The organism is Anaeromyxobacter paludicola (genome assembly GCF_023169965.1).
GTDB classification, from domain to species: domain Bacteria; phylum Myxococcota; class Myxococcia; order Myxococcales; family Anaeromyxobacteraceae; genus Anaeromyxobacter_B; species Anaeromyxobacter_B paludicola.
This window is the reverse complement of record NZ_AP025592.1, coordinates 2,301,431-2,322,373: the sequence shown is the minus strand read 5'-3', so window position 1 is coordinate 2,322,373 and position 20,943 is coordinate 2,301,431. Positions and strand designations below refer to the sequence as shown.

Here is a 20,943-nt window from a genome sequence, read left to right as displayed (position 1 = left end):
GCGCGAAAACCCGAGCGCCCCCGCGACCGGCCCGGGTACACTTGGCTCAGAACTCGGCATGGTGCGCAGCAAGTTACGGCGATGGCTCCGCGAGTCAAGCGCTTCCGGGACGTCCGCACGCAGGCCCCGCCGCGGTCCTGCGCGGACCGCCGCGTGGATCCTCGGCGCGCTCGCGCTCGCCCTGGCCCGGCCGGCCCTGGCCGACTGCGCGCAGCCCCTCCGCACCGAGATCATCCCGCTCCCGGTCTGGGCCACCCTCCCGAACGAGGGCGACACCTGGGGCGCCATGCCCGTGTTCCTGCGGGTCTGCCCCGACGGCCAGCGGACCGAGTCGATCATCGCGCCGAGCGTCACCTGGAACTCGGTGATCCACTACACCGGCACCTTCCGCTGGTACTGGTACCCGACCGACGACGAGAGCCTCACCGTCATCGCCTCGGGCAGCACGCGCATCAACTACAACAACCTCGTGGTCTGGCAGCGGCTGCCCCAGGAGACGGGGCGCAGCACCGACGAGCTGACGCTCCGGCTGCAGCGCAGCGCCTTCTTCCGCTTCTTCGGGCTCGGCCCCGACACGCCGGCCTCCGCCGAGACGAGCTACACCGGCTTCCGCGCCCTGGCGCTGGCCCGCCGCGGCCTGAACCTCGCCCGGCACCTCAACGCCGGGCTCTCGCTCGGGATCGAGCGCGACGGGGTCGAGGACCAGGGCGTGCCCGGGCTGCCCCTCAGCCCCGAGGTGTTCCCGCGCGCCCCGGGCATGGGCGGCGCCACGCTCCTCTCGCAGGGCGCGAGCCTGCGGTACGACGATCGGCGCGGCGGCGACTACGCCGAGCGCGGCGTGCGCGCCGAGCTCGCGGGGGCGGTGGTGGAGGGGCTGGCCGGCTCGCCGACCTTCCTCCGCGGCAGCTTCCAGGCGAGCGCGGTCGTGCCCGAGCTCGAGTGGCTCTCCGGGGCGGCGCGCGCGGCCTGGACCGGCGTGAGCGCGGGCGGCGTGCCCTTCTACCAGCAGAGCCGGCTCGGCGGCGCCTTCCTCATGCGCGGCTTCACCGAGGACCGGTTCGTGGACCGGCAGGCGTGGGAGGTGGAGCTCGAGCAGCGCCTCCGCGTCTTCCAGACCCGGATCTTCGGCGTGGTCGCCGACTGGCGCGTGGACCCGTTCGTCGCCGCGGGGCAGGTGTTCGGGTCGTTCGACCAGGCGCTGTCGCGCCCGCAGCTCGCCGGCGGCCTCGGCCTGCGGGCCTTCGTCCACCCGAACGTGCTCGGGCGCATCGACCTCGCCACCGGCGGCGAGGGGCTCAAGGTGTACGTCGAGCTCGGCTACCCGTACTGACGGGCGTTACTTCTTGCGCGCCAGCACGAAGCGGGCGAGCGCGCGCAGCGGCTCGGCCGGCGCGCCGAGCGGCGCGAGCAGCGCCACCGCCTCGTCGCAGGCGGCCTGGGCGCGGCGCCGGGCCTCCTCGATGCCGACGATCGAGGGCAGGGTGGCCTTGCCCGCCGCCTGGTCCTTCCCCGCGCGCTTGCCGAGGGTGGCGGCGTCGCTCGTGAGGTCGAGCAGGTCGTCGGCGATCTGGAAGGCGAGCCCGAGCTTCTGCCCGACCCGGTCGAGCCCGCTCGGCGCGCCGGTCGCCGCGATGGCGCCGCCCGCGCAGGCGGCAGTGAGGAGCGCGCCGGTCTTCGCGGCCATGAGGGCCAGCACCTCGGCCTCGCCGAGCGCGCGGCCCTCCGCGCCGATGTCGAGCGCCTGGCCCTCCACCATCCGCCAGGCGCTCTCCGCGAGCAGCGCGGCGAGGGGCGCGGCGCGGGCGTCGCCGGTCGAGAGCAGGTGCCGGAAGGCGAGCGACTGCAGGCCGTCGCCGACCAGCATCGCCGTGGCCTCGTCGTAGGCCTTGTGGACCGTGGGCCGGCCGCGGCGCAGGTCGTCGTCGTCCATGCACGGCAGGTCGTCGTGCACGAGCGAGTAGGTGTGCACCATCTCGAGCGCGAGGGCGAACCGGAGCGCGAGCCCGTCGTCGCCCACGTCCCCGCCGAGGGCCTCGCAGGAGGCGAGCACGAGCGCGGGGCGGAGCCGCTTGCCCCCCGCGAGCAGCGCGTACTCGACCGCCTCGGTGAGGGGCTTGGGGCCGGTGCGCTTCCACTCGGCGGCGAGCAGCCGGAGCTGGTCGTTGACGCGCTCGGAGACGCCTCGGAGGTACTCCTCGATGTGGATGGGCGAGGGCACGACCGGGTCTTAGCACACTCGCCAACCGCGGGGGGTGACTCGACTGGGCGTCACCCTCCCTCGCCGCGGCCCCGCGACGCGAGGCGAACGCGCTAGATTTCCGGGGATGAAGCCCGCGCTCGCCGCCCTCCTCCTCGCCGCCGCGCCCGCCGCGCTCGCGGCGCCCCCCGCGAAGCACCTCCTGGTGGTCTGCTCGCCGGGCTCTCCGGGGACCACCGCCGAGGCGCAGCCGACCATGGACGCCTTCGCCGCCGCGCTGTCGGCCAGGGCCGGCGTCCCGGTCGCCGCGGTCTACGACGAGACCGAGGAGGCGGGCGTGTCCCGGCTGCGGGCGAAGGACGCCGACCTCGCCCTGGTGTCGCTGCCGTTCTTCCTGAAGCACGAGCGCGACCTCGCCCTTCACGCGCGGCTCCAGGCCGTCCAGAAGGGGCGTCCGGAGCTCGAGCGCTGGACCCTGGTCGCCAAGAAGGGGCGGGTGACCGGGCCGGCCGCGCTCGACGGCTACACGATCCCCTCCAACGCGGGATTCGCGCCCGCCTTCGTGCGCGGGCCGGCGCTGGGCGGCTTCGGGCCGCTCCCGGCGACGGCGCGCGTGACGTCCTCCACCGCGGTGCTCTCTTCCCTGCGGCGCGCGGCGGCGGGCGAGAAGGTGGCGGTGCTGCTCGACGGCGCCCAGGAGGCGGCGCTGCCGACCCTGCCGTTCGCGGCCGAGCTCGAGGCGGTGGCGCGGTCGGCGCCGCTCCCATCCGGCCTCGTGGTCACCGTCGGGAATCGGCTGCCGGCGAGGTCCTGGAGCGCGCTCGAGGGCGCCCTGCGCGGCCTGCCGTCCGATCCGTCCGGCGCGGCCGCGCTGGACGCCATCCAGACCACCCGCTTCGCCCCGCTCGACGAGAAGGCGCTCGCGGCGGCGCGCCGCGCCTTCGCGGAGGCGGCCCGGTGAGGCGGCGCTCCGCGCTCCTCGCGCTCGCGCTCCTCGGGGGCTGCGCCTCGGCGCTCCACGAGCCGCCGCCGGTCTCGGCGCTGGCGCCCGGCGCGGCGGGCGGGAGGAGCGCCGCGGAGCTCCTGCGCGAGGCCGACGCCGCCTGGGCGCGCCGCGCCGACCCCCGGGAGGCGACCGCGGCGCAGGCGCTCTACCTCGACGCGGCCGCCGCCGACGAGCGGAGCGCGGCCGGGCTGCTCGGGGCGATGCGCGCCATCACCTTCCGGCTCGAGCGGGAGCCGGACGCCGGCGCGCGCGGCCGGCTCGCCGCGGAGGGGGTCCAGCTCGGGCAGTGGTGCCAGCGGCGCGCGCCGCGGGAGGCGGCCTGCGACTACCGGCTCGCCATCGCGCTCGGCCAGCAGGCCCGGGAGCGGCCGTCCACCGGCAAGGACGCGCTCGGGATGATGGTGGAGCTGCTGAAGAAGACGATCGCCGCCGCCCCGTCGCTCGACGAGGGCGGCCCGCACCGCGTGCTCGCCATCGTCTACCTGCGCGCGCCGGGCTGGCCGCTCGGGCCGGGCGACCCGGAGGCCGCGCTGGAGGAGGCCCGGGCGGCCGCGGGGCTCTTCCCCGACGCCGCCGGGAACCAGGTGGCGCTCGGCGAGGCGCTCGGGAAGAACGGCGCCGCGGCCGAGTCGCGGGCCGCCTACGAGCGGGCGCTCGCCCTGGCGACCGCCGCGCAGTCCCGGGGCGACCCCGACGCGGGCCGCGCCCGCGAGGAGGCCGAGAAGGCGCTCGGCGAGTCGCCGGGCCGGTGAGCCCCGCGCGCGGCGGCAGGCCCGCCGCCCGGCTTGTGGCCCCGGCCCGGCTCTGTTAAATCCCTCGCCTTTTCCGGCGCCTCGCGCGCCCCCACGCCACTCGACATAGGACGGGCCACCGGCGGTTCGAACCCGCCGCCCGCATCCGCATGAACGCTCCCGAGACCCTGGACGAGCTCATCCTCCGGGCGCAGAAGCCCTCCCGCTACGTCGGCGAGGAGTTCGGCGCGGTGAAGAAGGACCTGTCCGCCGTCCGGCTCCGGTTCGGCCTCGCGTTCCCCGACACCTACGAGGTCGGGATGTCGAACCTCGGGTTCCGGCTCCTGTACCACACGCTCAACGACCGGCCGGAGATCGCCTGCGAGCGGCTCTTCCTGCCCTGGCCCGACCTCGAGGCGGCGCTCCGCGAGCGTGGCGAGCCGCTCTTCTCGCTCGAGTCCCGCCTCCCGGCGCGCGACTTCGACGTCCTCGGCATCACCCTGCAGTTCGAGCTCTGCTACACGAGCTGCCTCGCGCTGCTCGACCTCGCCGGCGTGCCGCTCCTCGCGAAGGACCGCGGCCCGGGCGACCCGCTCGTCGTCGGCGGCGGTCCGTGCGCCTACAACCCCGAGCCGGTGGCCGACTTCTTCGACTGCTTCGTGGTCGGCGAGGGCGAGGAGGCGGTGCACGAGCTCTCCCGGGCGGTGATGGACTGGAAGGGCTCCGGCGCCTCGCGCGGGGCGCTCCTCGAGGCGCTGGCGCGCATCCCGGGCGTCTACGTCCCGTCCTTCTTCCGGCCGCACTACCACCCGGAGACGAAGGTGCTCACCGGCCTGGAGCCGCTCCTGCCCGGGTACGAGAAGGTGGAGCGGCGGGTGATGCCCGACCTCGACGCGCTCTCCACCAGCGCCTACGAGCGGCCGGTGGTGCCGTTCATGCAGACCGTGCACGACCGGCTCCCCATCGAGCTGCAGCGCGGCTGCACCCGCGGCTGCCGCTTCTGCCAGGTCGGCATGATCACGCGCCCCACGCGCCAGCGCAGCCCGGGGGAGATCCTCCGGCTCGCGGAGCAGGGGCTCAAGGCCTCCGGCTACGAGGAGGTGGGGCTCCTCTCGCTCAGCTCCGGCGACTACGACTGCCTGAACCCGCTCCTCGACGACTTCCTGGCGCGCTGGGAGGGCGAGCGGATCTCGATGTCGCTCCCCTCGCTCCGCACCGAGACCATGAGCGAGTCGCTGGCGCAGAAGATCGGGCGGGTGCGCAAGACCGGCTTCACGCTCGCGCCCGAGGCGGCGACGGAGCGGATGCGGGCGGTCATCAACAAGGGCAACCGCGAGGAGGACCTGCTCCGCGCGGTGGAGTCGATCTTCAAGAACGGCTGGTCGCTCCTCAAGCTCTACTTCATGATCGGCCTCCCGGAGGAGCGGGACGAGGACGTGGTGGCGATCGCGCAGCTCGCGAAGAAGTGCCTCGCCGCCGCCCGCCGCGTGCTGCCGAAGGGGCAGGGCTCGGCCGCCATCAACCTCGGCGCCAGCACCTTCGTGCCGAAGCCGTTCACCCCCTTCCAGTGGGAGCCGATGATCCCGCCGGAGGAGACCCGCCGCCGCCAGGCGCTCGTCTCCGCCGAGCTGGGCGGCCGCCACGGCGCCATCTCCTTCAAGCCGCACGAGTCGCGCCAGTCGTCCATCGAGGGGGCGCTCGCGCTCGGCGACCGGCGCGCCGGCACCGCCGTGCTCCACGCCTTCAGGAAGGGGCAGCGGCTCGACGGCTGGACCGAGTGGTTCCGCGAGGACGCCTGGCTCGAGGCGTTCGCCGAGTGCGAGCGGGTGCACGGGGTGGGGATCGCCTTCTTCGCGCACCGGCGCCGCCGCTTCGACGAGGTCCTGCCCTGGGACCGGATCGACTGCGGCGTCACCAAGGCCTACCTCCAGAAGCAGCTCGCCGCGGCGCGGAACCTGGCCGAGGTGCCCGACTGCGTGCTCGCCCCGTGCACCGTCTGCGGGGCCTGCGACTACGAGGTGGTCAAGAACCGGGTCTACGAGGCGAAGGACTACGTGCCGGCCCCGCTGCCGCCCCCGCGCGCGCCGCTGCCCGAGGCGCGGAGCTTCGTGCGCGTCCGCTACGGCAAGCTCGGGCGGCTCGTGGCCCTCTCGCACCTCGAGATCATGCACGCCATCCTGCGCGCGGTCCGCCGGGCGGGGCTGCCGGTGGCCTGGTCACAGGGCTTCCACCCGAAGCCGCGGGTCTCCTTCGGCCCGGCCCTGCCGGTCGGGGTGGAGAGCCGCTGCGAGTACCTCGACCTCGAGCTGCACGGGGTCCACGAGCCCGCCGAGGTGGCGGGGAAGCTCGCACCCCAGCTCCCGCCGGGGCTGCCCCTCTACGAGGCCCGGGCCATCGACCCCCGCGAGCGCTCGATCAGCGACGCCCAGCTCGCCGTCCACTACCTGGCGTCGTTCCCGGAATCCTGGGACGTTACGGACCTTTCCGAGCGCGTCGCGACCTTCCAGGGCCAGGAGCGCTCGGTGGTGCACCGCGCCCCTCCGCCCCGGCCCCGCGGGAAAAGGAACGAGAAGATTGCGCGCGGGAAGCAAAGGGAGATAGACCTGAAGTGCATCGTGACCCACCTCTCCGTCGAAGTGGGAGGCCAGGTCACATTCAGCTTGAAGGCGGACCCGACCGGAAGCGCCAAGCCAGCGGAAGTGCTGGCGGCCATCTTCGGCGACGGCGCGCCGCCAAGGGGAGTGAAGGTCTTGAAGGAAGGCGTCAGCTTCGCGAGGGCAGAGGTCCCTCGGTCGCAGCCGGGGCAGCCCCGAACCCCGCGCTACTCCGACGCCTGAACCATTACGAACGTGCCCGGCATCGGGCCGCCTGCGCGGCGGCCGCCCGGCGCGGAGGATCGCGAATCTTGAGCGAAAGCTCGACATACGGCCCCGACGGTTGCGCTCCACCTGGAGCGCGGCCGCCGTGGCCGTGGCCCGAGGTGGGCCTCGCTGCCTCCGCATCCGGAGCGACGGGCGAGCGAGGTCCCAAATGGCAGGAAACAGCATCCTCGTGATCAACGCGGCCGGCGCCGAGACGCGCGTGGCCCTGGTCGAGAGCGGCACCATCCACGAGTTCTATCTCGAGCGGAAGCGCGAGAAGGGCATCGTCGGCAACATCTACAAGGGCCGGGTGGTCCGGGTCCTCCCGGGCATGCAGGCCGCCTTCGTGGACATCGGCCTCGAGAAGGCCGCCTTCCTCTACGTCGGCGACGTCTACGGCGACCCGGACTTCTCCGAGGAGTTCGAGCTCACCGAGGGCGAGCACGGCGCCGTGCTCGACCAGGTCCCGTCGGAGGAGGAGGCCGAGCAGCAGGAGGCGAAGGTCCGCGCCGACGCCGAGCGCGGGGCGGAGGAGCCCACCCCGGCGCCCGCCGCCGAGCCCGCGCCGGCCGAGGCCGAGGCCCAGGCCGAGGCGGCCCCGGCGCCGGAGGCCGTCCGCCGCGAGGCCGCGCAGCAGGAGTTCCCGGGCATCGCGAGCGCGCCGCCGGTCGCCGAGGGCGCGGCCGCCGAGCCGCAGCCGGCCGCCGAGGCGGCGCCGGTCGCGGCGGAGCCGGAGGCGCGGCCCGAGCCGGCCGCGGCGCCGGAGGCCGCGGCGGAGCAGCCCGCCCCCATCCCGCTCACGAACCCGGTCGAGGTGCCGCCCGCCGCGGAGGCCCCCGCGGCCGGCGCGCCCGAGCAGGCCACCGCGCCCGCGCCCGCCGAGGGCGCGCAGGCCGTCGCGGCCGAGCCGGCCGGCGCGCAGCACCTCCTGCCGGCCCAGACCGACACCACCCCCAAGGCCGGGCAGATCGCGGCCCGTCCGCAGGAGTCGGCGCGCGAGGCGCGCGAGGGGCGCGACCGCAACCGGCGCGACGAGCGCGGGCGGCGGGACGGCCGCGAGGGGCGCGACGGCCGCGACCGCGACCGCGGGCACGACCGGGGCCGCAACGGCGGGCGCCGCGACGAGGAGCGCCGGCCCAAGGAGTCGAAGAACATCCAGGACCTGCTCAAGGAAGGGCAGGAGGTGATCGTCCAGGTCGCCAAGGATCCGATCGGCACGAAGGGCGCCCGCATCACCAGCCACATCTCGCTCCCCGGCCGGCACCTCGTCTTCATGCCGACGGTGGATCACATCGGCATCAGCCGCCGCATCGAGAAGGAGGGCGAGCGGCGCCGCCTGCGCGAGATCGTGGACCGGATGCGCCCGGAGGGCACCGGCTTCATCGTCCGCACCGTGGCCGAGAACGTCGAGGCCGCCAAGCTCGAGGCCGACATCCGCTTCCTCATCCAGGTGTGGAACGAGATCATCCGCACCAAGGACAAGGTGGGCGCGCCGGCGCTGCTCCACCCCGACCTCGACCTCATCCTGCGCGCCACCCGCGACCTCTTCACCGCGGACGTGCAGAAGCTCGTCATCGACGACCGCGAGGAGTACGAGCGCATCCTCCGCTTCGTGCACGAGCAGGCGCCGCACCTCGAGAGCCAGATCGAGCTCTACCAGGGCGACGAGCCCATCTTCGACGCCTACGGCATCGAGCAGGAGCTGAAGCGGGCCAGCCAGCGCAAGGTCTGGCTGAAGAGCGGCGGCTACCTCATCATCGACCAGGCCGAGGCGCTCACCGCGGTGGACGTCAACTCGGGCCGCTACGTCGGCAAGAAGAACCTCGAGGAGACGATCACCAAGATCAACACCGAGGCGGCCAAGGAGATCGTCTACCAGCTCCGGCTCCGCAACATCGGCGGCATCATCATCATCGACTTCATCGACATGGACAAATCCCAGAACCGCGAGAAGGTCTTCAAGGCCTTGCAGGACGCGCTGGGACGGGACAAGGCCAAGACCAACGTCCTCAAGATCTCGGAGCTCGGCCTCGTCGAGATGACGCGCAAGCGGGTGCGTGAGTCGGTGACGCGGATGATGAACGAGCCCTGCGGCTACTGCGAGGGCAAGGGCCACCTGAAGTCGAAGATCACCGTGGCCTACGAGATCTTCCGCGAGATCCGGCGCGACGCGCCGAGCTTCCCCGAGCCGGTGATGGTGGTGAACTGCCACCCCGAGGTGGCCCGGGTGCTCCAGGGGCCGGAGCGGGACGAGCTCCGCTACCTCATGGATCGGTTCAACAAGACCATCCAGGTGAAGGTGCAGCAGAACTACCACCAGGAGCAGTTCGACATCTACGGCCGCCAGGAGCGCGATCGCGAGGAGGGCGGGCGCCCGGAGCAGGCCCGGCCGCGCGAGGAGCCCCGGCAGGAGGGGCGGCGCGAGGACGGCCGGCGCGACGAGGGCCGCGGCGGGCGCGACCGCGATCGGCGGGGCGGGCGCGGCGGGCGCGGCGGCCAGCAGGGCGACCGCGACCGGCAGCGGAACCAGCAGCAGGGCGAGCGCGGGCAGCAGGATCGCCAGGGCGAGCGCGAGCGCCAGGAGCGCCAGGGCGAGCGCGGCCAGCAGGGCGAGCGCGGCGGCGAGAAGGGCGGGGCGGAGCGGGCCCCGGCCGGCGCCGGCCCGGAGAAGCCTTAGCGCGGGATGCGCCCCGAGCTCATCAAGCTGCTCGCGGTCGCCGGCGCGCTGCGCGACCGCGAGCTGCGCGTGCGCGCCATGGCGCTCACGTACACCTCGCTCTTCGCGCTCGTCCCGGCGCTGGTGGTGGCCTTCTCGGTCGTCCAGGCCTTCACCGGGATGGAGCGGCTCTGGGTCCGGGTCCACGAGTTCCTGCTCGAGAACCTCGCCGTGGGCGCGCGCACGGCGGTGGCGCCTCACCTCGACGAGTTCGTGAGGAACGCCCACGCGACCAGCGCCGGGATCGTCGGCGGCGCGCTCCTCGTCTGGTCGGCGGTGAGCCTCTTCAGCCAGGTGGAGCGGGCGGTCAACGACCTCTGGGCGGTGCACAAGCGCCGGCCCCTGGTCTCGACCCTCCTCACCTACTGGGCGGGGCTGACGCTCGGGCCGCTGCTCCTCGCCGGCTCGCTGGCGCTCGGCCACGCGTTCCAGGCCCGCCTGGGCGCGTCGCCCGCCGGGCAGCTCGGCGCCGGGATCGCGTCGCTGGCGCTCACCTGCACCTTCTTCAGCGTCTTCTACCTCATCATCCCGGCCACCAAGGTCCGGCCCCGGCCCGCGGCCATCGGCGGGCTGACCGCCGGGCTCGCCTGGGAGATCGCCAAGGCGATCTACGCCTTCGCCGTGGCGCGGTTCTTCCACTACCACGCCGTCTACGGCTCGCTGGCGGCGGTCCCGATCTTCCTGCTCTGGATCTTCGTGAGCTGGACCATCTTCCTCTTCGGCGCGCGGGTGGCGTTCGTCGCGCAGCACGCGCGGGCGCTCGTCCACGCGCACCCGTCGGACCAGACCGCCGCCGGGCGGGAGCTGCTGGCCGCGAGGACCCTGCGGGAGATCGCGCTCGCCTACCGGGCCGGCGCGCCGCCGCCCGAGCCGGCCGAGCTCGCCGACCGGCTCTCCGCGCTGGCCGAGCCGGTCCGCGAGGCCCTCGGGGCGCTCCGGCAGGCGGGGCTGCTCGTGGAGGCGGCCGGCGGCGGCTTCGTGCCCGGCCGGCCGCTCGACCGGATCACCCTCGCGGAGGTCCGCCGGGCGATCTCCGGGCCGGCGCCGCAGGCCGATCCCGGATCGGTCCGGCTCGGCCAGGCCCTCCTCGAGTCGGAGCGCGCCTCGGCCGCGGCGCTCGGCGCGGTGACGATCGCGGAGCTCTGCGACGAGGCGGCGCCGCCCCTCGAGCCGGCGCCCGCGGATCAGAAGCCCCAGCAGGGCGGGCAGGCGCTCGCCGGCTCCTCGCGCGGCGCCTGACGTCCCCCTGTTCGGAGGGCCCTGGCCCTCGAAATCGAGGGGTGGTGGGCCATTCCCGTGGAACCCTTGCCGATTTTCCTGGGCTGGGCTAGGCTCTGCGCCATTCCCGTGGCCTTCCGAGGGTGGGGGCCCCCAGTGCCGGAGCGCTGCATGCTCAAGTCGGATCTCATCAACATTCTCGTCGTCAAGCGGGGAGTCACCCAGAAGCAGGCCGAGTCGACCATCGAGAACATCTTCGAGTCGATGAAGACGGCCCTCTGCCGTGGTGAGAACATCGAGATCCGCGGGCTTGGCGCCTTCCACGTGAAGAACTACGACGGCTACCAGGGCCGGAACCCCAAGACCGGCGAGGTCATCCCCGTGAAGCCCAAGCGGGGAATCCTGTTCCGCACCGGGAAGGAACTGCGCGACCGCGTGAACCGCGACGAGGCGCAGCCGGCCAAGTCCGGGGCCGCCGAGATCGCGGCGAAGACGCCGGGCGAGAACGACGGCGGCACCGGCACGCCGCCCGTCGCCGCCAACGGCTCCATCTGACGGGATCCTCCTCCCGCCGATCCGGGCCTGTGAGGGGATCCTCGGGATCCCTCAGGCCGGGAGCGACAGCTTGCCGACCGGGCGCACGACCAGCCCGGGCGGTAGCTCCTCGTAGCTGAGCACCGCGAGCCTCGGGTGGCGCAGCGCCACCACCTGTCGCAGCCCCCGCCGGACCTCGGGGCAGGCGAGGAGCACCTTGCGCCCGGGCTCCCGGGCCAGCTCCGCGTCGAGCGCGTCGAGCAGCCGCTCGAGCTCGGCGGCGCTCAGGGCGGGCGCGTCGCCCGCGAGCCCGTCCTTGAGGGAGAGCTCCGCCCCCGGATCGAGCAGGATCGCGGGCAGGGGGCGCCCCTCCGCCTGTTGCCAGGCGATCTGCCGCCGGAGCGCGCGCCGGCAGCGCTCGGCGAGGGCGTCGGGCCCCCGGGTCGGTCCGGCGTCGAGCAGCGCCTCCAGGATGGCGGGCAGCGGCCGGATCGAGACCTCCTCCTCCAGCAGCCGGCGCAGCACCTCGACGAGCAGGGACGGCGGGACCTGCCGCGAGGCCTCGCGGACCAGCGCCGGGTGCCCCGGCTCGAGCGCGTCGAGGAGCGCCTGGGCCTCCTGCAGGGAGAGGAGCTGCGGGGCGGCGCGGCGGAGCGCGGCGGCGAGCTCGAGCCCGAGCCAGGCGAGCGGGTCGAGCACCTGCGCGACCGCCGCGGCCCGGGCCGCGTCCGCCGCGGCGATGGCGGCCGCCGCGGCGCCGGTGAGCGGGTGCCGGCGCGCCGCGCACCCGATGCCCACGAGGGCGAGCTCGCCCGGCTCGGCCAGCGCGACCGCGCCGGCCGGGGCGGCGCCGGCGGCGCAGGGGACGTCGTCGGCGAGGAGCCGCCACCGCCCGGGCGGGAGCGGCGCGGTCCGGAGGAGCAGCGGCGGCAGCCGCACGCCCAGCGCCCGCCAGAGGTCCTCGCGCAGGGAGGGGAGCAGCTCGCGCGAGAACCGGCCGTCGCAGCCGCCGGCGAGCGCGGCGAGGTCCGGCGAGAGCTCGAGCGTGAGCGGGGGCGCGGGCGCCCACGGCCCCGGCGGGGCCGGCGCCGGGTGGTCGTCCGGCGCCGGAGCGGGGCGCCGCCAGGGGCGCGCGGAGACGGCGAGCGCCGCCGCCGCGAGCAGCGCGAAGGGCAGCGCCGGGAGGCCGGGGGCGAGCGCGAGGCCGCCGCACAGCGCCGCCACCGGCGCGAGGGCCCGCGGGTCCGAGAAGAGCTGCCGCGCGATCTCTCCGCCGAGGTCGCCGCCCTCCTCCTCCGCGGCCACGCGGGTCACCGCGACCCCCGCGGCGACGGCGAGGAGGAGCGCCGGCACCTGCGCCGCGAGGCCGTCGCCGATGGCGAGGAGCGCGTACCGCCGCGCCGCCTGGGCCGGGTCGAGGCCGCGCAGGAGCCCGGCGCAGAGCCCGCCGCCGAGGTTGACGAGCACGATCGCGACCGCCGCGATGGCGTCCCCCTTCACGAACTTGAGCGCGCCGTCCATGGCGCCGTAGAGCTGGCTCTCGCGCTCCAGCGCGCGCCGGCGGCTGCGCGCCTCGGCCTGGTCGATGGCGCCGGCGCGCAGGTCGGCGTCGATGGCCATCTGCTTCCCGGGGAGGGCGTCGAGGCTGAAGCGGGCCGCCACCTCCGCCACCCGCTCGGCCCCCTTCGCGACCACGAGCAGCTGGACCAGGGTGAGGATGGCGAAGACCACCACGCCCACCACGACGTCGCCCTGCACCACCACCGCCCCGAGCGCGTGGATGAGCCGCCCCGCGTCGCCGCGCGAGAGCACGAGGCGGGTGGAGGAGACCTCGAGCGCCAGCCGGAACAGGGTGGTGAAGAGGAGCAGGGTGGGGAAGCTCGCGAAGCGGAGCGCCTCCCGGGCGAGCAGCGTGACCACGAGCACCGTCGCCGAGAGGGCGAGGTTCAGGGCGAGCAGCCCGTCGAGGAGCGCCGGGGAGAGCGGCGCGAAGAGGAGCGCGACCACCGAGAGGGCGACGAGCGGGAGCGCCACGTCCCCCGCGCCCCGCACCGCCGCCGCCGCGCGCCAGCCGAGCGCCACCTCAGGCCTCCCCTTCGACCGCGCGGCCGGCGCCGGCGTAGAGGTGCGCCAGCACCGCGGCGGCGGCCTCGAACAGCTCCTCGGGGATCTCCTCGCCCACCTCGCAGAGCCGGTGGAGCGCCCGCGCCAGCGGGACGTCCTCCACGACCGGCACCCCGGCGCGCCGGGCCGCGCCCCGCAGCCGCGCCGCCGCCTCGCCGGCCCCCTTCGCGAGCACCCGCGGCGCCTCGTCCGAGCCCCGCTCGTGCCGGAGCGCGACCGCGAAGTGGACCGGGTTCACGACGAGGCAGGTGGCGCGCGACAGCGGGGGCGCGTCGGCGAGGGCGCGGTGCAGCCGCCGCCGCTCCGCCCGCCGCTGCGGGTCGCCCTCCTCCTCGCGCTGGTCCCGCCGGACCTCCTCGCGCGTCATCCGGAGCGCGGCCCGGTGGCGGCGGAGCGCGAGCCCGAGGTCGGCCGCCGCGAAGAGGGCGAGCGCCGGCAGGAGCGCCGCGACGGCGCGCGCCCCGAGCAGCCCCTCGCCGGCGAGCAGCGCCCGGGGCTCGAGCCTCGGGAGGCGGGAGAGGGCCGGGGCGGCCGCGCGGAGCGCGAGCCCGCCGGAGGCGACGAGGACGGCGGCCCGGAGGGCCTCGAGCGGCGCGCGGCCGAGCCGGGCGCCGGAGCAGAGCCGGGAGAGCCCGCGACGCGGCCCGAGCCGGTCGAGGCGGAAGGCGCAGGCCTCGAACGAGAAGACCGGCCCCGCGACGAGCCGGCCGGCGAGCCCCGCCGCCAGCGCCGCCCCCGCGAGCACCGGGGCCGCGGCGCGCGCGAAGGCGCCGAGCGCCGCCAGGAGCGCCGCCGCCGGGTCGGGCGCGAGGTCGAGGGAGCGCTCGAGGCCGGACCGGAGCAGGCGCGAGAGGGCCGAGAGGAGCCCCCGCCCGGTGGCGCAGATCGCGGCGAGCCCGCCGGCGAGCGCGGCGAGCGCGAGGAGCTCCGGGCTGCGCGCCACCTCGCCCCGGCGGCGGGCCTCGCGCTGCCGGCGCGGGGTGGGGCGCTCGGTCCGGGCGCCGCTCACGGCCGGGCCCCGCGGGCGAGCGGTGCGGCGGTCCCGGGGCCAGCGGCGATCGCGGCGGGCCGCGCCGCCGCGCGCGCGGCGCCGGCCGAGAAGGCGACCTCGGTCACCAGCCGGCCCGCGAGCGCGCCCGCCGAGAGGGCCACCGCGGCCATCCCGAGCGCCGCCCGGGCCGGCGCCGCGGCGGCCCCCGGCGCGAGCTGCGGCACCGCCCGGGCCGCGAGCGCGAGCGCGAGGTCGGCGGCGAGGACGGCGGCGAACGCGGGGGCGGCGAGGCAGGCCGCGCAGCCGACGAGCTCGCCGGCCACGAGGAGGCCGGAGTCGAGGAGCGCGCCCGCTGAGGCAGGCCCTCCCGCGGGGAGGGCCTCGAAGCTGCCGAGCAGCGCCGCCACCACGAGCCGCCCGCCGCCGGTCGCGCCGGCGAGGGCCACCGTCCACTGCGCGAGCAGGTCGCCGAGCGCCGACTCGCGCTGGCGGAGCGGGGCCACGTGCAGCTCGGCCAGCGTCGCCCCGCGGGCGGTGTCGGCGAGCCGCCCGCCGGCCCGGGCCGCCTCGACGGGGAGGGCCGCCGCGAGGCCGAGCGCCACGCCGACGGCGAGCTCGCGGGCGGCGGCGGCGAGGAGGTCGAGCCCGGCCGGGGGCGGCGGCCCTCCGCGCGCCGACCAGGCCACCGCGCCGAGCCCGAAGGCGAGCGAGAGCCGGGCCAGGGGTGGCGCCGCCGGGCCGCCCAGGAGCGGGGAGAGGAGCGCCGCCGGGAGGAGGCGCAGCCCGTGGAGCCCGGCGCCGGCGAGCCAGGGCGCGAGGGCGCGGGCGACGTCGAGGAGCGCCGTCATGTCCCGGTCCGGTGCGCGAGCTCGAGGCAGGCCACGGCGAAGCGGACCAGCCGGGCGCCGATCCAGGGGCCGGCGGCGGCGAGCGCGCCGAACGACGCGGCGAGCCGGGGCAGCGCCGAGAGCGACGGCTCCTGGATCTGGGTGGCCGCCTGGAGGACCCCGGCGGCGAGCCCGGCCAGGAGCGCCGCGACGAGCGGCGGCGCCGAGACGAGCAGGGCGAGGAGCAGGGCTTCGCGGGCGGCGGCGAGGAGGGCGAGGTCCACGGGCGGGCTCCGGCGCGTGAGGTGGGGGGACGTCAGGGCAGGTAGCCGGCGACGAGGCCGCGGGCGAGGACCCGCCAGCCGTCGGCGGCGACGAAGAGGAGGAGCTTGAAGGGGAGCGCGACGCTGGTCGGCGAGAGCTGGGTGAGCCCCAGCGAGAGCAGCACGCTCGCCACGAAGAGATCGACCACCAGGAACGGCAGGAAGACGAGGAAGCCCATGGTGAAGGCGCGGCGCAGCTCCGAGACCACGAACGCCGGGGCGAGCACGGCGAAGTCGTCCTCCGACGGCGGCCCGGGCGGCGCGAGCTCCGGCGCGGCTCCCGCCGGCCGGGCCCGGGCCGAGAGCTCCAGGAAGGCGCGCCGGTCGTCGGGCCGGGCGAACCGGCGCAGGAAGGCCCGGAGCGGCTCGGCGGCGCGGCCGGCCGAGACCAGCACCCCCTCCACCCCGGGCGGCGCAGGCTCCCGCGCCGCCCGCCAGCTCGCCTCGGCCACCGGCGCCATGGCGGTGAAGGTGAGCAGGAGCGCGAGGCCGGTCACCGCCGTCCCCGGCGGCACCTGCGGCGCGCCCAGCGCCGAGCGGGCCACGCCCAGGACCACGCTCATCTTCAGGAACGAGGTCAAGGTCACGAAGGCGGCCGGGAGGAGCGCCATCGCCCCGAGCAGCAGGAGCGCCTGCGCCGGGTGGTCGCCGGCCGGTCCCGCCCCCAGCAGCGGCGCCGGATCCACGCCGGTCACGGGGCGCCCTCCTCCGCGGCGGGCGGCAGCTCGGTGAGGAGCCGGACCCCGCCCGCGCCGTGTCCGACGAGCCAGCGCCGGCCGGCGCAGGAGACGAGGGCCACCCCGGCGTCCCGCCCCAGGCTGCGGGTCTCGAGCACCGCCAGGGCGGCCGGCGCGGCGCGGCGCGGCGGCCTCCCGAGGAGGAGCGCGGCGCAGCCGAGCGCGCCGACCACCGCCGACGCCCGCAGCCCGGCGCCGGCGAGGCCACCGGCCACGGAGCCGGCGGCGAGCGCCGCCGCCGAGAGGGCCGCGACGGCGCCGCCCAGTCCGCGGCGGCCTCCGAGGAGGACGAGCGACGGTGCCCGGGGCGCGGTCACGGCAGCTCCCCGTCGCCGAGCGAGAGCACGCGCACCCCGAGCGCGCCGTCCACCTCGCAGAGCTCTCCGCGCGCGACGGCCCGCTCGCCCGCGCGCAGCGTCACGAGCCCGCGGCGCCCGAGCGGCAGCTCGAGGGTGGCGCCGGGCTCGAGCCGGGCGAGCTCGCCCAGCGTCACGGGCACGCGCCCGAGCTCCACGGCGAGGGTGATGGGAAAGGCGGCGGTCCGTTCGTTCACTGCGAGCTCCTCCACGTGAAAGGCCTGCTCCTCCAGCCGGCCGCGCAGCTCCAGGCCGCCGGGGAAGGCGAGCACGGCGGCCGCCTCGGGCTCGGCGAGCACGACGTCTCCCGGCGCGAGCGCCTCGAGCTCCTCCGCCGTGAGCGGGGCGGTCGCCCGGCAGAGCCGCCCGTCGAGCGCGAGCCGCGCCGCGGGCGCCGACAGCTCGACCGCCGCCGAGAGGGCCCGCACCGCCGCCGGCGGGAGCAGGAGCCGCCCCCGGCCGTGCTCGGGACCGGCCTCGAGCGTCAGGGCCACCACGAGCGGACCTTCGGGCGTCCCGGCCTCGCGGGAGAGCCGCGGCGCGAGCAGCCGCTCCGGGAGCGAGTCCGGGCCGAGCGCCTCGAGCGCCACGAGCGCGAGGAGCTCGAGCGCGCTCGTCTCCACCGGCGTGAGCGCCAGGGCGGGCGGGAGCGTCCCGTCCCCTCCGGCAAAGCGGTCCACCACGCGGGAGACGAAGGCCGCCTCGAGCTCGAGGACCGCCTGGCCGGGGAGGGCCGGCAGGTCGAGGCCGAGCCGCACGGCGCCCGCGAGCGGCCGCGCCGGCCCGGGCAGCGCGCGGCCCTCGATCCGGACGGGGGCGCGCAGGAAGGCGCCGAGCCCGGCCGCCACGCGCTCGGCGGCGGCGATTCCGGCGGCGCGCGCGCCCGGCCCGAGGGCGCAGTGGGCGCGGGAGACGCTCGGCAGGTCGAAGGGGAGGGCGGCGCTCACGGGAGGCTCCGGTCGGAGGAGAGGTGGTCGCGGCAGAGCCGCGCGAGCGGGTGCGCCGCCGCGCCGGGCGCCGAGTGCGCGGCGCGCCCGAGCAGGGCCGCGAGCCCGCCGCGCTCGCGCCCGGCGGCCGCCTCGACGGTGGCCGCCGCGGGCGGCGCGGGCGGCGCGAAGGCGCGGCGGAGCGCGAGCAGCGTGTGGCCGCGGCCGGCCGAGGCGAGCCGCTCCGCCTCCTCGCGCACGGGCGAGGCGGCGGCCGGCGTGAGGCGGGACAGGGCGGCGCGGGGCGCCGGCAGGAACGCCGCCGCCAGCGCGGCGAGCCGGCGGTCGGGGTGAGGTCGGGTCAGCGCTTGAGCCATGGCCAGGACGGGACGGGCGGGAGGGAGAGGGCCCCGCGCAGCGCGAGGCCGGTGAGCGCCAGGGCGGCGAGGAGCGCCGCCGCCGCGGCGGCGATGGCCCAGCGCGGGCGGCCGCGCGCGGGCGACGGCGCCCGGGGCGACGCCATCGCCTCGGCGACCACCACCGACACCGCCGCCGGCTCGAGCCCGGCGACCGCTCCGGCCACGAGGGCCTGGATGCCGCCGGAGAGCGCGGCGAGCCGCTCCCGCGCCCCCGGGGACGACTTCACCAGGACCGCGGCGCGCGGCGGCGGCCCGGGCTCCGGCCGCAGCGGGCCGGGCTCCGGGAGCGCGAGGTGCACGCGCGCCTCGAGGACGCCGTCGATGGCCTCCACGCTGCGCGACAGCTCGCCGGCGAGCGCGTGCAGGTAGAGGGCGCGCTCCTCCGTCGCCGACGGGACGAGGCTGCCCTTCCCGAAGACCTCGCCGAAGCCGGGCGCGCGCGGCCGCGGCAGCTCCCGCTGGGCCAGCAGCTGCTGGGCGCGCCCGCCCGCGCCGGAGGGGACGAGCACCGTCCAGCCGCCGTCGGCGCCGTCGGGCCGGTCCTTGCGGCCGTGGATGCCGCCCTCCTCGAGGGCGACCAGCACCTGGTTGGCCTGCGGCTCGTCGAGCCCGTGGAGCACCTCCTCGCCGCCGCCGCAGCCGGTGGCGAGGAGCGCCGCCGCGAGCGCGCCGGCGGAGCGCCCTGCCGCCCTCACACCTGCGTCCCCACGGCCTGCTTCACCGTCTGGGCGCCCTGCTCCACCACCTTGGCGGCGAGCTCGACCCGCTGGGCGTAGCCGTACGCCTCGCGCTGCACGGCGAGGAGCTCGCGGGCGGTGCAGGTGCGCCCCGCCCGGCCGCCGTCGAGGAGCCGGTCGAGCCGCTCCCGGGCGCGCTCGAGGGAGGCGAGGGCGTCGCGGGCCGCGGCGAGCGCGCCGCCAGGGATGGAGCTCCCGGCCGGCGCGCCCGCCGCCGGCAGCCGCATGCTGCGGGCCTCGAGCACCGCGCCGAAGCCGCTGCCCGGGGCGGGGGTGGAGGGGGCGGCCGGGCCGGAAGCGGCCGCCGCGAGCGAGGTCGGGGTCATCGGGAGGGATCAGTGGATGTTGTTGATGGCCGCCTTGGCGGTGTCGTGCTTCACCTTCATCACGTTGCTGAGCGCCGTGTACTCCCGGCTCTCGGCCTGCATGCTCTCCTGGAGCTGCAGGTACTGGAGGTTCATGCTCTGCGACTCGATCTGCAGCGCGCGGGTCGCCTCGAGGACGTCGCCGCCGGTCGAGAGCCCGCCGGTGCCGGAGCCGCTCCCGGAGCCGGTCGAGCCGGAGCCGGGATCGCGCGGCGGCGCGGGCGCGCCCTTCCTGGCGCTGGAGCTCTTGACGGAGAGCGGCTCGCCCGGGCCGATGGCGCCGCGGACGGCGGCCGAGAGGACCGGGCCTCCGGGCAGGAACGGCGCCGCCACGTCGGCGGTGGCGAGGGCGCCGCGCGCCAGCTGCGCCTTCGCGCTCTCGACGGCGTTCTCGAAGCGGCTCCGGGCGGCGGTCCGCTCGGTGGTGGGGGCGACGTGGACGGATCCGATGGGGTCCATGGACGTTCTCCTTTCGTGGGCGGCCGAAGAGCAACGGGCGTGCCGCGGGCCCATCCCCGCCAGATCGGCGCGGGGCGACGCCGCGGGCGCGGCCGTCCGTCCGCGCGGCGGTCCCGGGGTGCGCCGCGCGGCCAGGGTGCGCCCGCACCGGCCGTGCTATCGTCGCCTCGTGAGCGCCGTCCCCGGCCCCGAGTACCTGCGCCGCCTCTCCGACGAGCTCGTCGCGGCCCAGCGTCCGGTCCGGATCCTGAAGGCCATCAACTGGGATCCCGCGGTCCACGAGCGCTTCTTCCGGCACGACGCGACCGAGCTGCCGCGCCCGGAGTACGCGCCGCTCGGCTACGACGCGGCCGCCAAGGTCCGCGAGCTGCAGCGGCTCCGGCGGCGCATCCGCGGCAAGAACCCGGTGGAGCACCTCCTGCGCGAGAAGTGCGACGAGTTCGCGCGCGTCGTCGAGATGCTCGCCGCCCGGGGCACGCGCCGCTTCTACGAGCTCTCGCGCCGCATCTTCGGCGACCCGCGCGACCGCTTCCCGGACAACAACGCCGACAACCTCGCCATCGCGCGGCTCTGGGCCGCCCGGCCGCGCGCCGCCGGCGAGGAGCAGACCGTGGGCAGCGCCGAGGCGGTGGAGCGGGTGCGCCGGCTCTGCGCGCCGGTGCTGGGCGACCGGGTGACGGTGCAGGAGCGGGTCCGGCTCACCGCCAACGCGGCTGCCGGCGCGACGCGGATCGCGGTGCGCAAGGGCGCCGTCTTCTCGGCCCGCCAGGTCCGGGCGCTGGCCCACCACGAGGGGCTCTGGCACGTCCTCACCTCGCTCAACGGCGCCGCCCAGCCGGTCCTCACGGTGCTCCGCGTGGGCCTGCCGCGCCACACCGAGTCGCAGGAGGGCGGCGGCATCGTCTCCGAGTACCTCTCCGGCAACATCACCGACGAGCGCTACATCGAGCTCGGCGAGCGGACCATCGCCATCGACATGGCGGCCCGCGGCGCCGACTACCTCGAGGTGTTCCGCTACCTCGCCAACCGGTTCCCGCCGCACCGCGCGGCGCTCATGAGCGAACGGGTCTTCCGCGGCGGCGTGGTCGAGGGGGGCGCGCCCTTCACCAAGGACGCCGCCTACCAGCGCGGCTACTGCCGCACCTTCAACTTCCTGCGGGCCGTGCTGGAGCAGCGCGACCTCGACCTCGCGCGGGCGTTCCTCGCCGGCAAGATGAGCGTGGACGACGCGGAGCTGGTCCGCGAGCTCATCGAGGAGGGGCTCTGCGCCGGCCCGGTGCACCTGCCGGAGTGGTTCACCGACCTCGACCGGTTGAACGCGCTCGTCACCCACTCGGTGACCATGAACCGGTTCAGCCTGCCGAAGGTGTCGCGCTACTACGCCGCGCGCCGCATGAAGCGCCGCGGGGGGTGAGC

At 76.9% G+C, this 20,943-nt stretch carries 20 protein-coding genes; 8 read left to right on the top strand and 12 right to left on the bottom strand.

Annotated features, from left to right (window positions below; translation table 11 throughout):
- Positions 1 to 58: 58 nt before the first annotated feature.
- Positions 59 to 1,330: an outer membrane protein assembly factor gene (locus AMPC_RS10675; RefSeq protein WP_248340497.1), complete on the top strand. Its 1,272-nt coding sequence runs from the start codon at positions 59 to 61 to the stop codon at positions 1,328 to 1,330.
- Positions 1,331 to 1,336: 6 nt separating this feature from the next.
- Here AMPC_RS10675 and AMPC_RS10670 read toward each other — a convergent pair whose 3' ends face one another.
- Positions 1,337 to 2,218 carry a polyprenyl synthetase family protein gene (locus tag AMPC_RS10670; protein WP_248340495.1) on the bottom strand — a complete coding sequence of 294 codons (882 nt, stop codon included), beginning with the start codon at positions 2,216 to 2,218 and terminating at the stop codon, positions 1,337 to 1,339.
- Between the two features lie 106 nt (positions 2,219 to 2,324).
- Between AMPC_RS10670 and AMPC_RS10665 the strand changes: the two genes are divergently transcribed.
- The 6 genes from AMPC_RS10665 to AMPC_RS10640 all read left to right on the top strand — a co-directional run bounded on the left by AMPC_RS10665 (position 2,325) and on the right by AMPC_RS10640 (position 11,284).
- Positions 2,325 to 3,158, top strand: a complete 834-nt coding sequence (locus tag AMPC_RS10665; protein WP_248340493.1) for a phosphate/phosphite/phosphonate ABC transporter substrate-binding protein — start codon at positions 2,325 to 2,327, stop codon at positions 3,156 to 3,158.
- A complete protein-coding gene (locus AMPC_RS10660; RefSeq protein ID WP_248340491.1) occupies positions 3,155 to 3,955 on the top strand; it encodes a hypothetical protein in 801 nt (266 codons plus the stop codon). The genes AMPC_RS10665 and AMPC_RS10660 overlap by 4 nt, the downstream gene beginning before the upstream one ends.
- Positions 3,956 to 4,104: 149 nt before the next feature.
- The gene (locus tag AMPC_RS10655; RefSeq protein ID WP_248340489.1) at positions 4,105 to 6,771 is read left to right on the top strand and encodes a TIGR03960 family B12-binding radical SAM protein; all 2,667 of its coding nucleotides are present in this window, start codon (positions 4,105 to 4,107) and stop codon (positions 6,769 to 6,771) included.
- A gap of 193 nt (positions 6,772 to 6,964) precedes the next feature.
- Complete coding sequence (locus AMPC_RS10650; protein ID WP_248340487.1) at positions 6,965 to 9,472, top strand: Rne/Rng family ribonuclease; 2,508 nt, start codon at positions 6,965 to 6,967, stop codon at positions 9,470 to 9,472.
- Between the two features lie 6 nt (positions 9,473 to 9,478).
- Positions 9,479 to 10,750, top strand: a complete 1,272-nt coding sequence (locus tag AMPC_RS10645) for a YhjD/YihY/BrkB family envelope integrity protein (protein WP_248340485.1) — start codon at positions 9,479 to 9,481, stop codon at positions 10,748 to 10,750.
- Positions 10,751 to 10,900: 150 nt separating this feature from the next.
- Positions 10,901 to 11,284, top strand: a complete 384-nt coding sequence (locus AMPC_RS10640) for an HU family DNA-binding protein (protein ID WP_248340483.1) — start codon at positions 10,901 to 10,903, stop codon at positions 11,282 to 11,284.
- Between the two features lie 51 nt (positions 11,285 to 11,335).
- Here AMPC_RS10640 and AMPC_RS10635 read toward each other — a convergent pair whose 3' ends face one another.
- The 11 genes from AMPC_RS10635 to AMPC_RS10585 are packed head-to-tail and all read right to left on the bottom strand — an operon-like array spanning position 11,336 to position 19,527.
- Positions 11,336 to 13,345 carry an FHIPEP family type III secretion protein gene (locus tag AMPC_RS10635; protein WP_248340480.1) on the bottom strand — a complete coding sequence of 670 codons (2,010 nt, stop codon included), beginning with the start codon at positions 13,343 to 13,345 and terminating at the stop codon, positions 11,336 to 11,338.
- 1 nt (position 13,346) lies between these two features.
- Positions 13,347 to 14,396, bottom strand: coding sequence for an EscU/YscU/HrcU family type III secretion system export apparatus switch protein (locus AMPC_RS10630; protein WP_248340478.1), 1,050 nt, complete (start codon positions 14,394 to 14,396; stop codon positions 13,347 to 13,349).
- Positions 14,393 to 15,226, bottom strand: a complete 834-nt coding sequence (locus AMPC_RS10625) for a flagellar biosynthetic protein FliR (RefSeq protein WP_248340476.1) — start codon at positions 15,224 to 15,226, stop codon at positions 14,393 to 14,395. The genes AMPC_RS10630 and AMPC_RS10625 overlap by 4 nt, the downstream gene beginning before the upstream one ends.
- Positions 15,223 to 15,489 carry a flagellar biosynthetic protein FliQ gene (locus AMPC_RS10620; protein ID WP_248340474.1) on the bottom strand — a complete coding sequence of 89 codons (267 nt, stop codon included), beginning with the start codon at positions 15,487 to 15,489 and terminating at the stop codon, positions 15,223 to 15,225. The genes AMPC_RS10625 and AMPC_RS10620 overlap by 4 nt, the downstream gene beginning before the upstream one ends.
- Positions 15,490 to 15,521: 32 nt before the next feature.
- Positions 15,522 to 16,223: a flagellar type III secretion system pore protein FliP gene (locus AMPC_RS10615; protein WP_248340472.1), complete on the bottom strand. Its 702-nt coding sequence runs from the start codon at positions 16,221 to 16,223 to the stop codon at positions 15,522 to 15,524.
- Positions 16,220 to 16,582, bottom strand: coding sequence for a flagellar biosynthetic protein FliO (locus AMPC_RS10610; RefSeq protein WP_248340470.1), 363 nt, complete (start codon positions 16,580 to 16,582; stop codon positions 16,220 to 16,222). Before AMPC_RS10610 ends, AMPC_RS10615 begins: the two co-directional genes overlap by 4 nt.
- Positions 16,579 to 17,568, bottom strand: a complete 990-nt coding sequence (locus AMPC_RS10605; RefSeq protein WP_248340468.1) for a FliM/FliN family flagellar motor switch protein — start codon at positions 17,566 to 17,568, stop codon at positions 16,579 to 16,581. The genes AMPC_RS10610 and AMPC_RS10605 overlap by 4 nt, the downstream gene beginning before the upstream one ends.
- Positions 17,565 to 17,924 carry a hypothetical protein gene (locus AMPC_RS10600; RefSeq protein WP_248340466.1) on the bottom strand — a complete coding sequence of 120 codons (360 nt, stop codon included), beginning with the start codon at positions 17,922 to 17,924 and terminating at the stop codon, positions 17,565 to 17,567. Before AMPC_RS10600 ends, AMPC_RS10605 begins: the two co-directional genes overlap by 4 nt.
- The gene (locus tag AMPC_RS10595; protein WP_248340464.1) at positions 17,909 to 18,661 is read right to left on the bottom strand and encodes a secretion protein; all 753 of its coding nucleotides are present in this window, start codon (positions 18,659 to 18,661) and stop codon (positions 17,909 to 17,911) included. Before AMPC_RS10595 ends, AMPC_RS10600 begins: the two co-directional genes overlap by 16 nt.
- Positions 18,658 to 19,029, bottom strand: a complete 372-nt coding sequence (locus tag AMPC_RS10590; protein ID WP_248340462.1) for a hypothetical protein — start codon at positions 19,027 to 19,029, stop codon at positions 18,658 to 18,660. Before AMPC_RS10590 ends, AMPC_RS10595 begins: the two co-directional genes overlap by 4 nt.
- Positions 19,030 to 19,038: 9 nt before the next feature.
- Entirely contained in the window at positions 19,039 to 19,527 is a 489-nt protein-coding gene (locus AMPC_RS10585; RefSeq protein ID WP_248340460.1) for a hypothetical protein, read from the bottom strand.
- Positions 19,528 to 19,696: 169 nt separating this feature from the next.
- On the opposite strand from AMPC_RS10585, the gene AMPC_RS10580 reads away from it, so the two are divergent.
- Entirely contained in the window at positions 19,697 to 20,941 is a 1,245-nt protein-coding gene (locus AMPC_RS10580; RefSeq protein WP_248340458.1) for a flavohemoglobin expression-modulating QEGLA motif protein, read from the top strand.
- Positions 20,942 to 20,943: the final 2 nt, after the last annotated feature.

Coding starts and splice junctions, on each gene's coding strand:
- AMPC_RS10650 (WP_248340487.1), top strand. CDS start 6,965: ATGGCAGGAAACAGCATCCTCGTGATCAACGCGGCCGGCGCCGAGACG.
- AMPC_RS10655 (WP_248340489.1), top strand. CDS start 4,105: ATGAACGCTCCCGAGACCCTGGACGAGCTCATCCTCCGGGCGCAGAAG.
- AMPC_RS10645 (WP_248340485.1), top strand. CDS start 9,479: ATGCGCCCCGAGCTCATCAAGCTGCTCGCGGTCGCCGGCGCGCTGCGC.
- AMPC_RS10590 (WP_248340462.1), bottom strand. CDS start 19,029: ATGACCCCGACCTCGCTCGCGGCGGCCGCTTCCGGCCCGGCCGCCCCC.
- AMPC_RS10585 (WP_248340460.1), bottom strand. CDS start 19,527: ATGGACCCCATCGGATCCGTCCACGTCGCCCCCACCACCGAGCGGACC.
- AMPC_RS10675 (WP_248340497.1), top strand. CDS start 59: ATGGTGCGCAGCAAGTTACGGCGATGGCTCCGCGAGTCAAGCGCTTCC.
- AMPC_RS10665 (WP_248340493.1), top strand. CDS start 2,325: ATGAAGCCCGCGCTCGCCGCCCTCCTCCTCGCCGCCGCGCCCGCCGCG.
- AMPC_RS10640 (WP_248340483.1), top strand. CDS start 10,901: ATGCTCAAGTCGGATCTCATCAACATTCTCGTCGTCAAGCGGGGAGTC.
- AMPC_RS10600 (WP_248340466.1), bottom strand. CDS start 17,924: ATGGCTCAAGCGCTGACCCGACCTCACCCCGACCGCCGGCTCGCCGCG.
- AMPC_RS10625 (WP_248340476.1), bottom strand. CDS start 15,226: ATGACGGCGCTCCTCGACGTCGCCCGCGCCCTCGCGCCCTGGCTCGCC.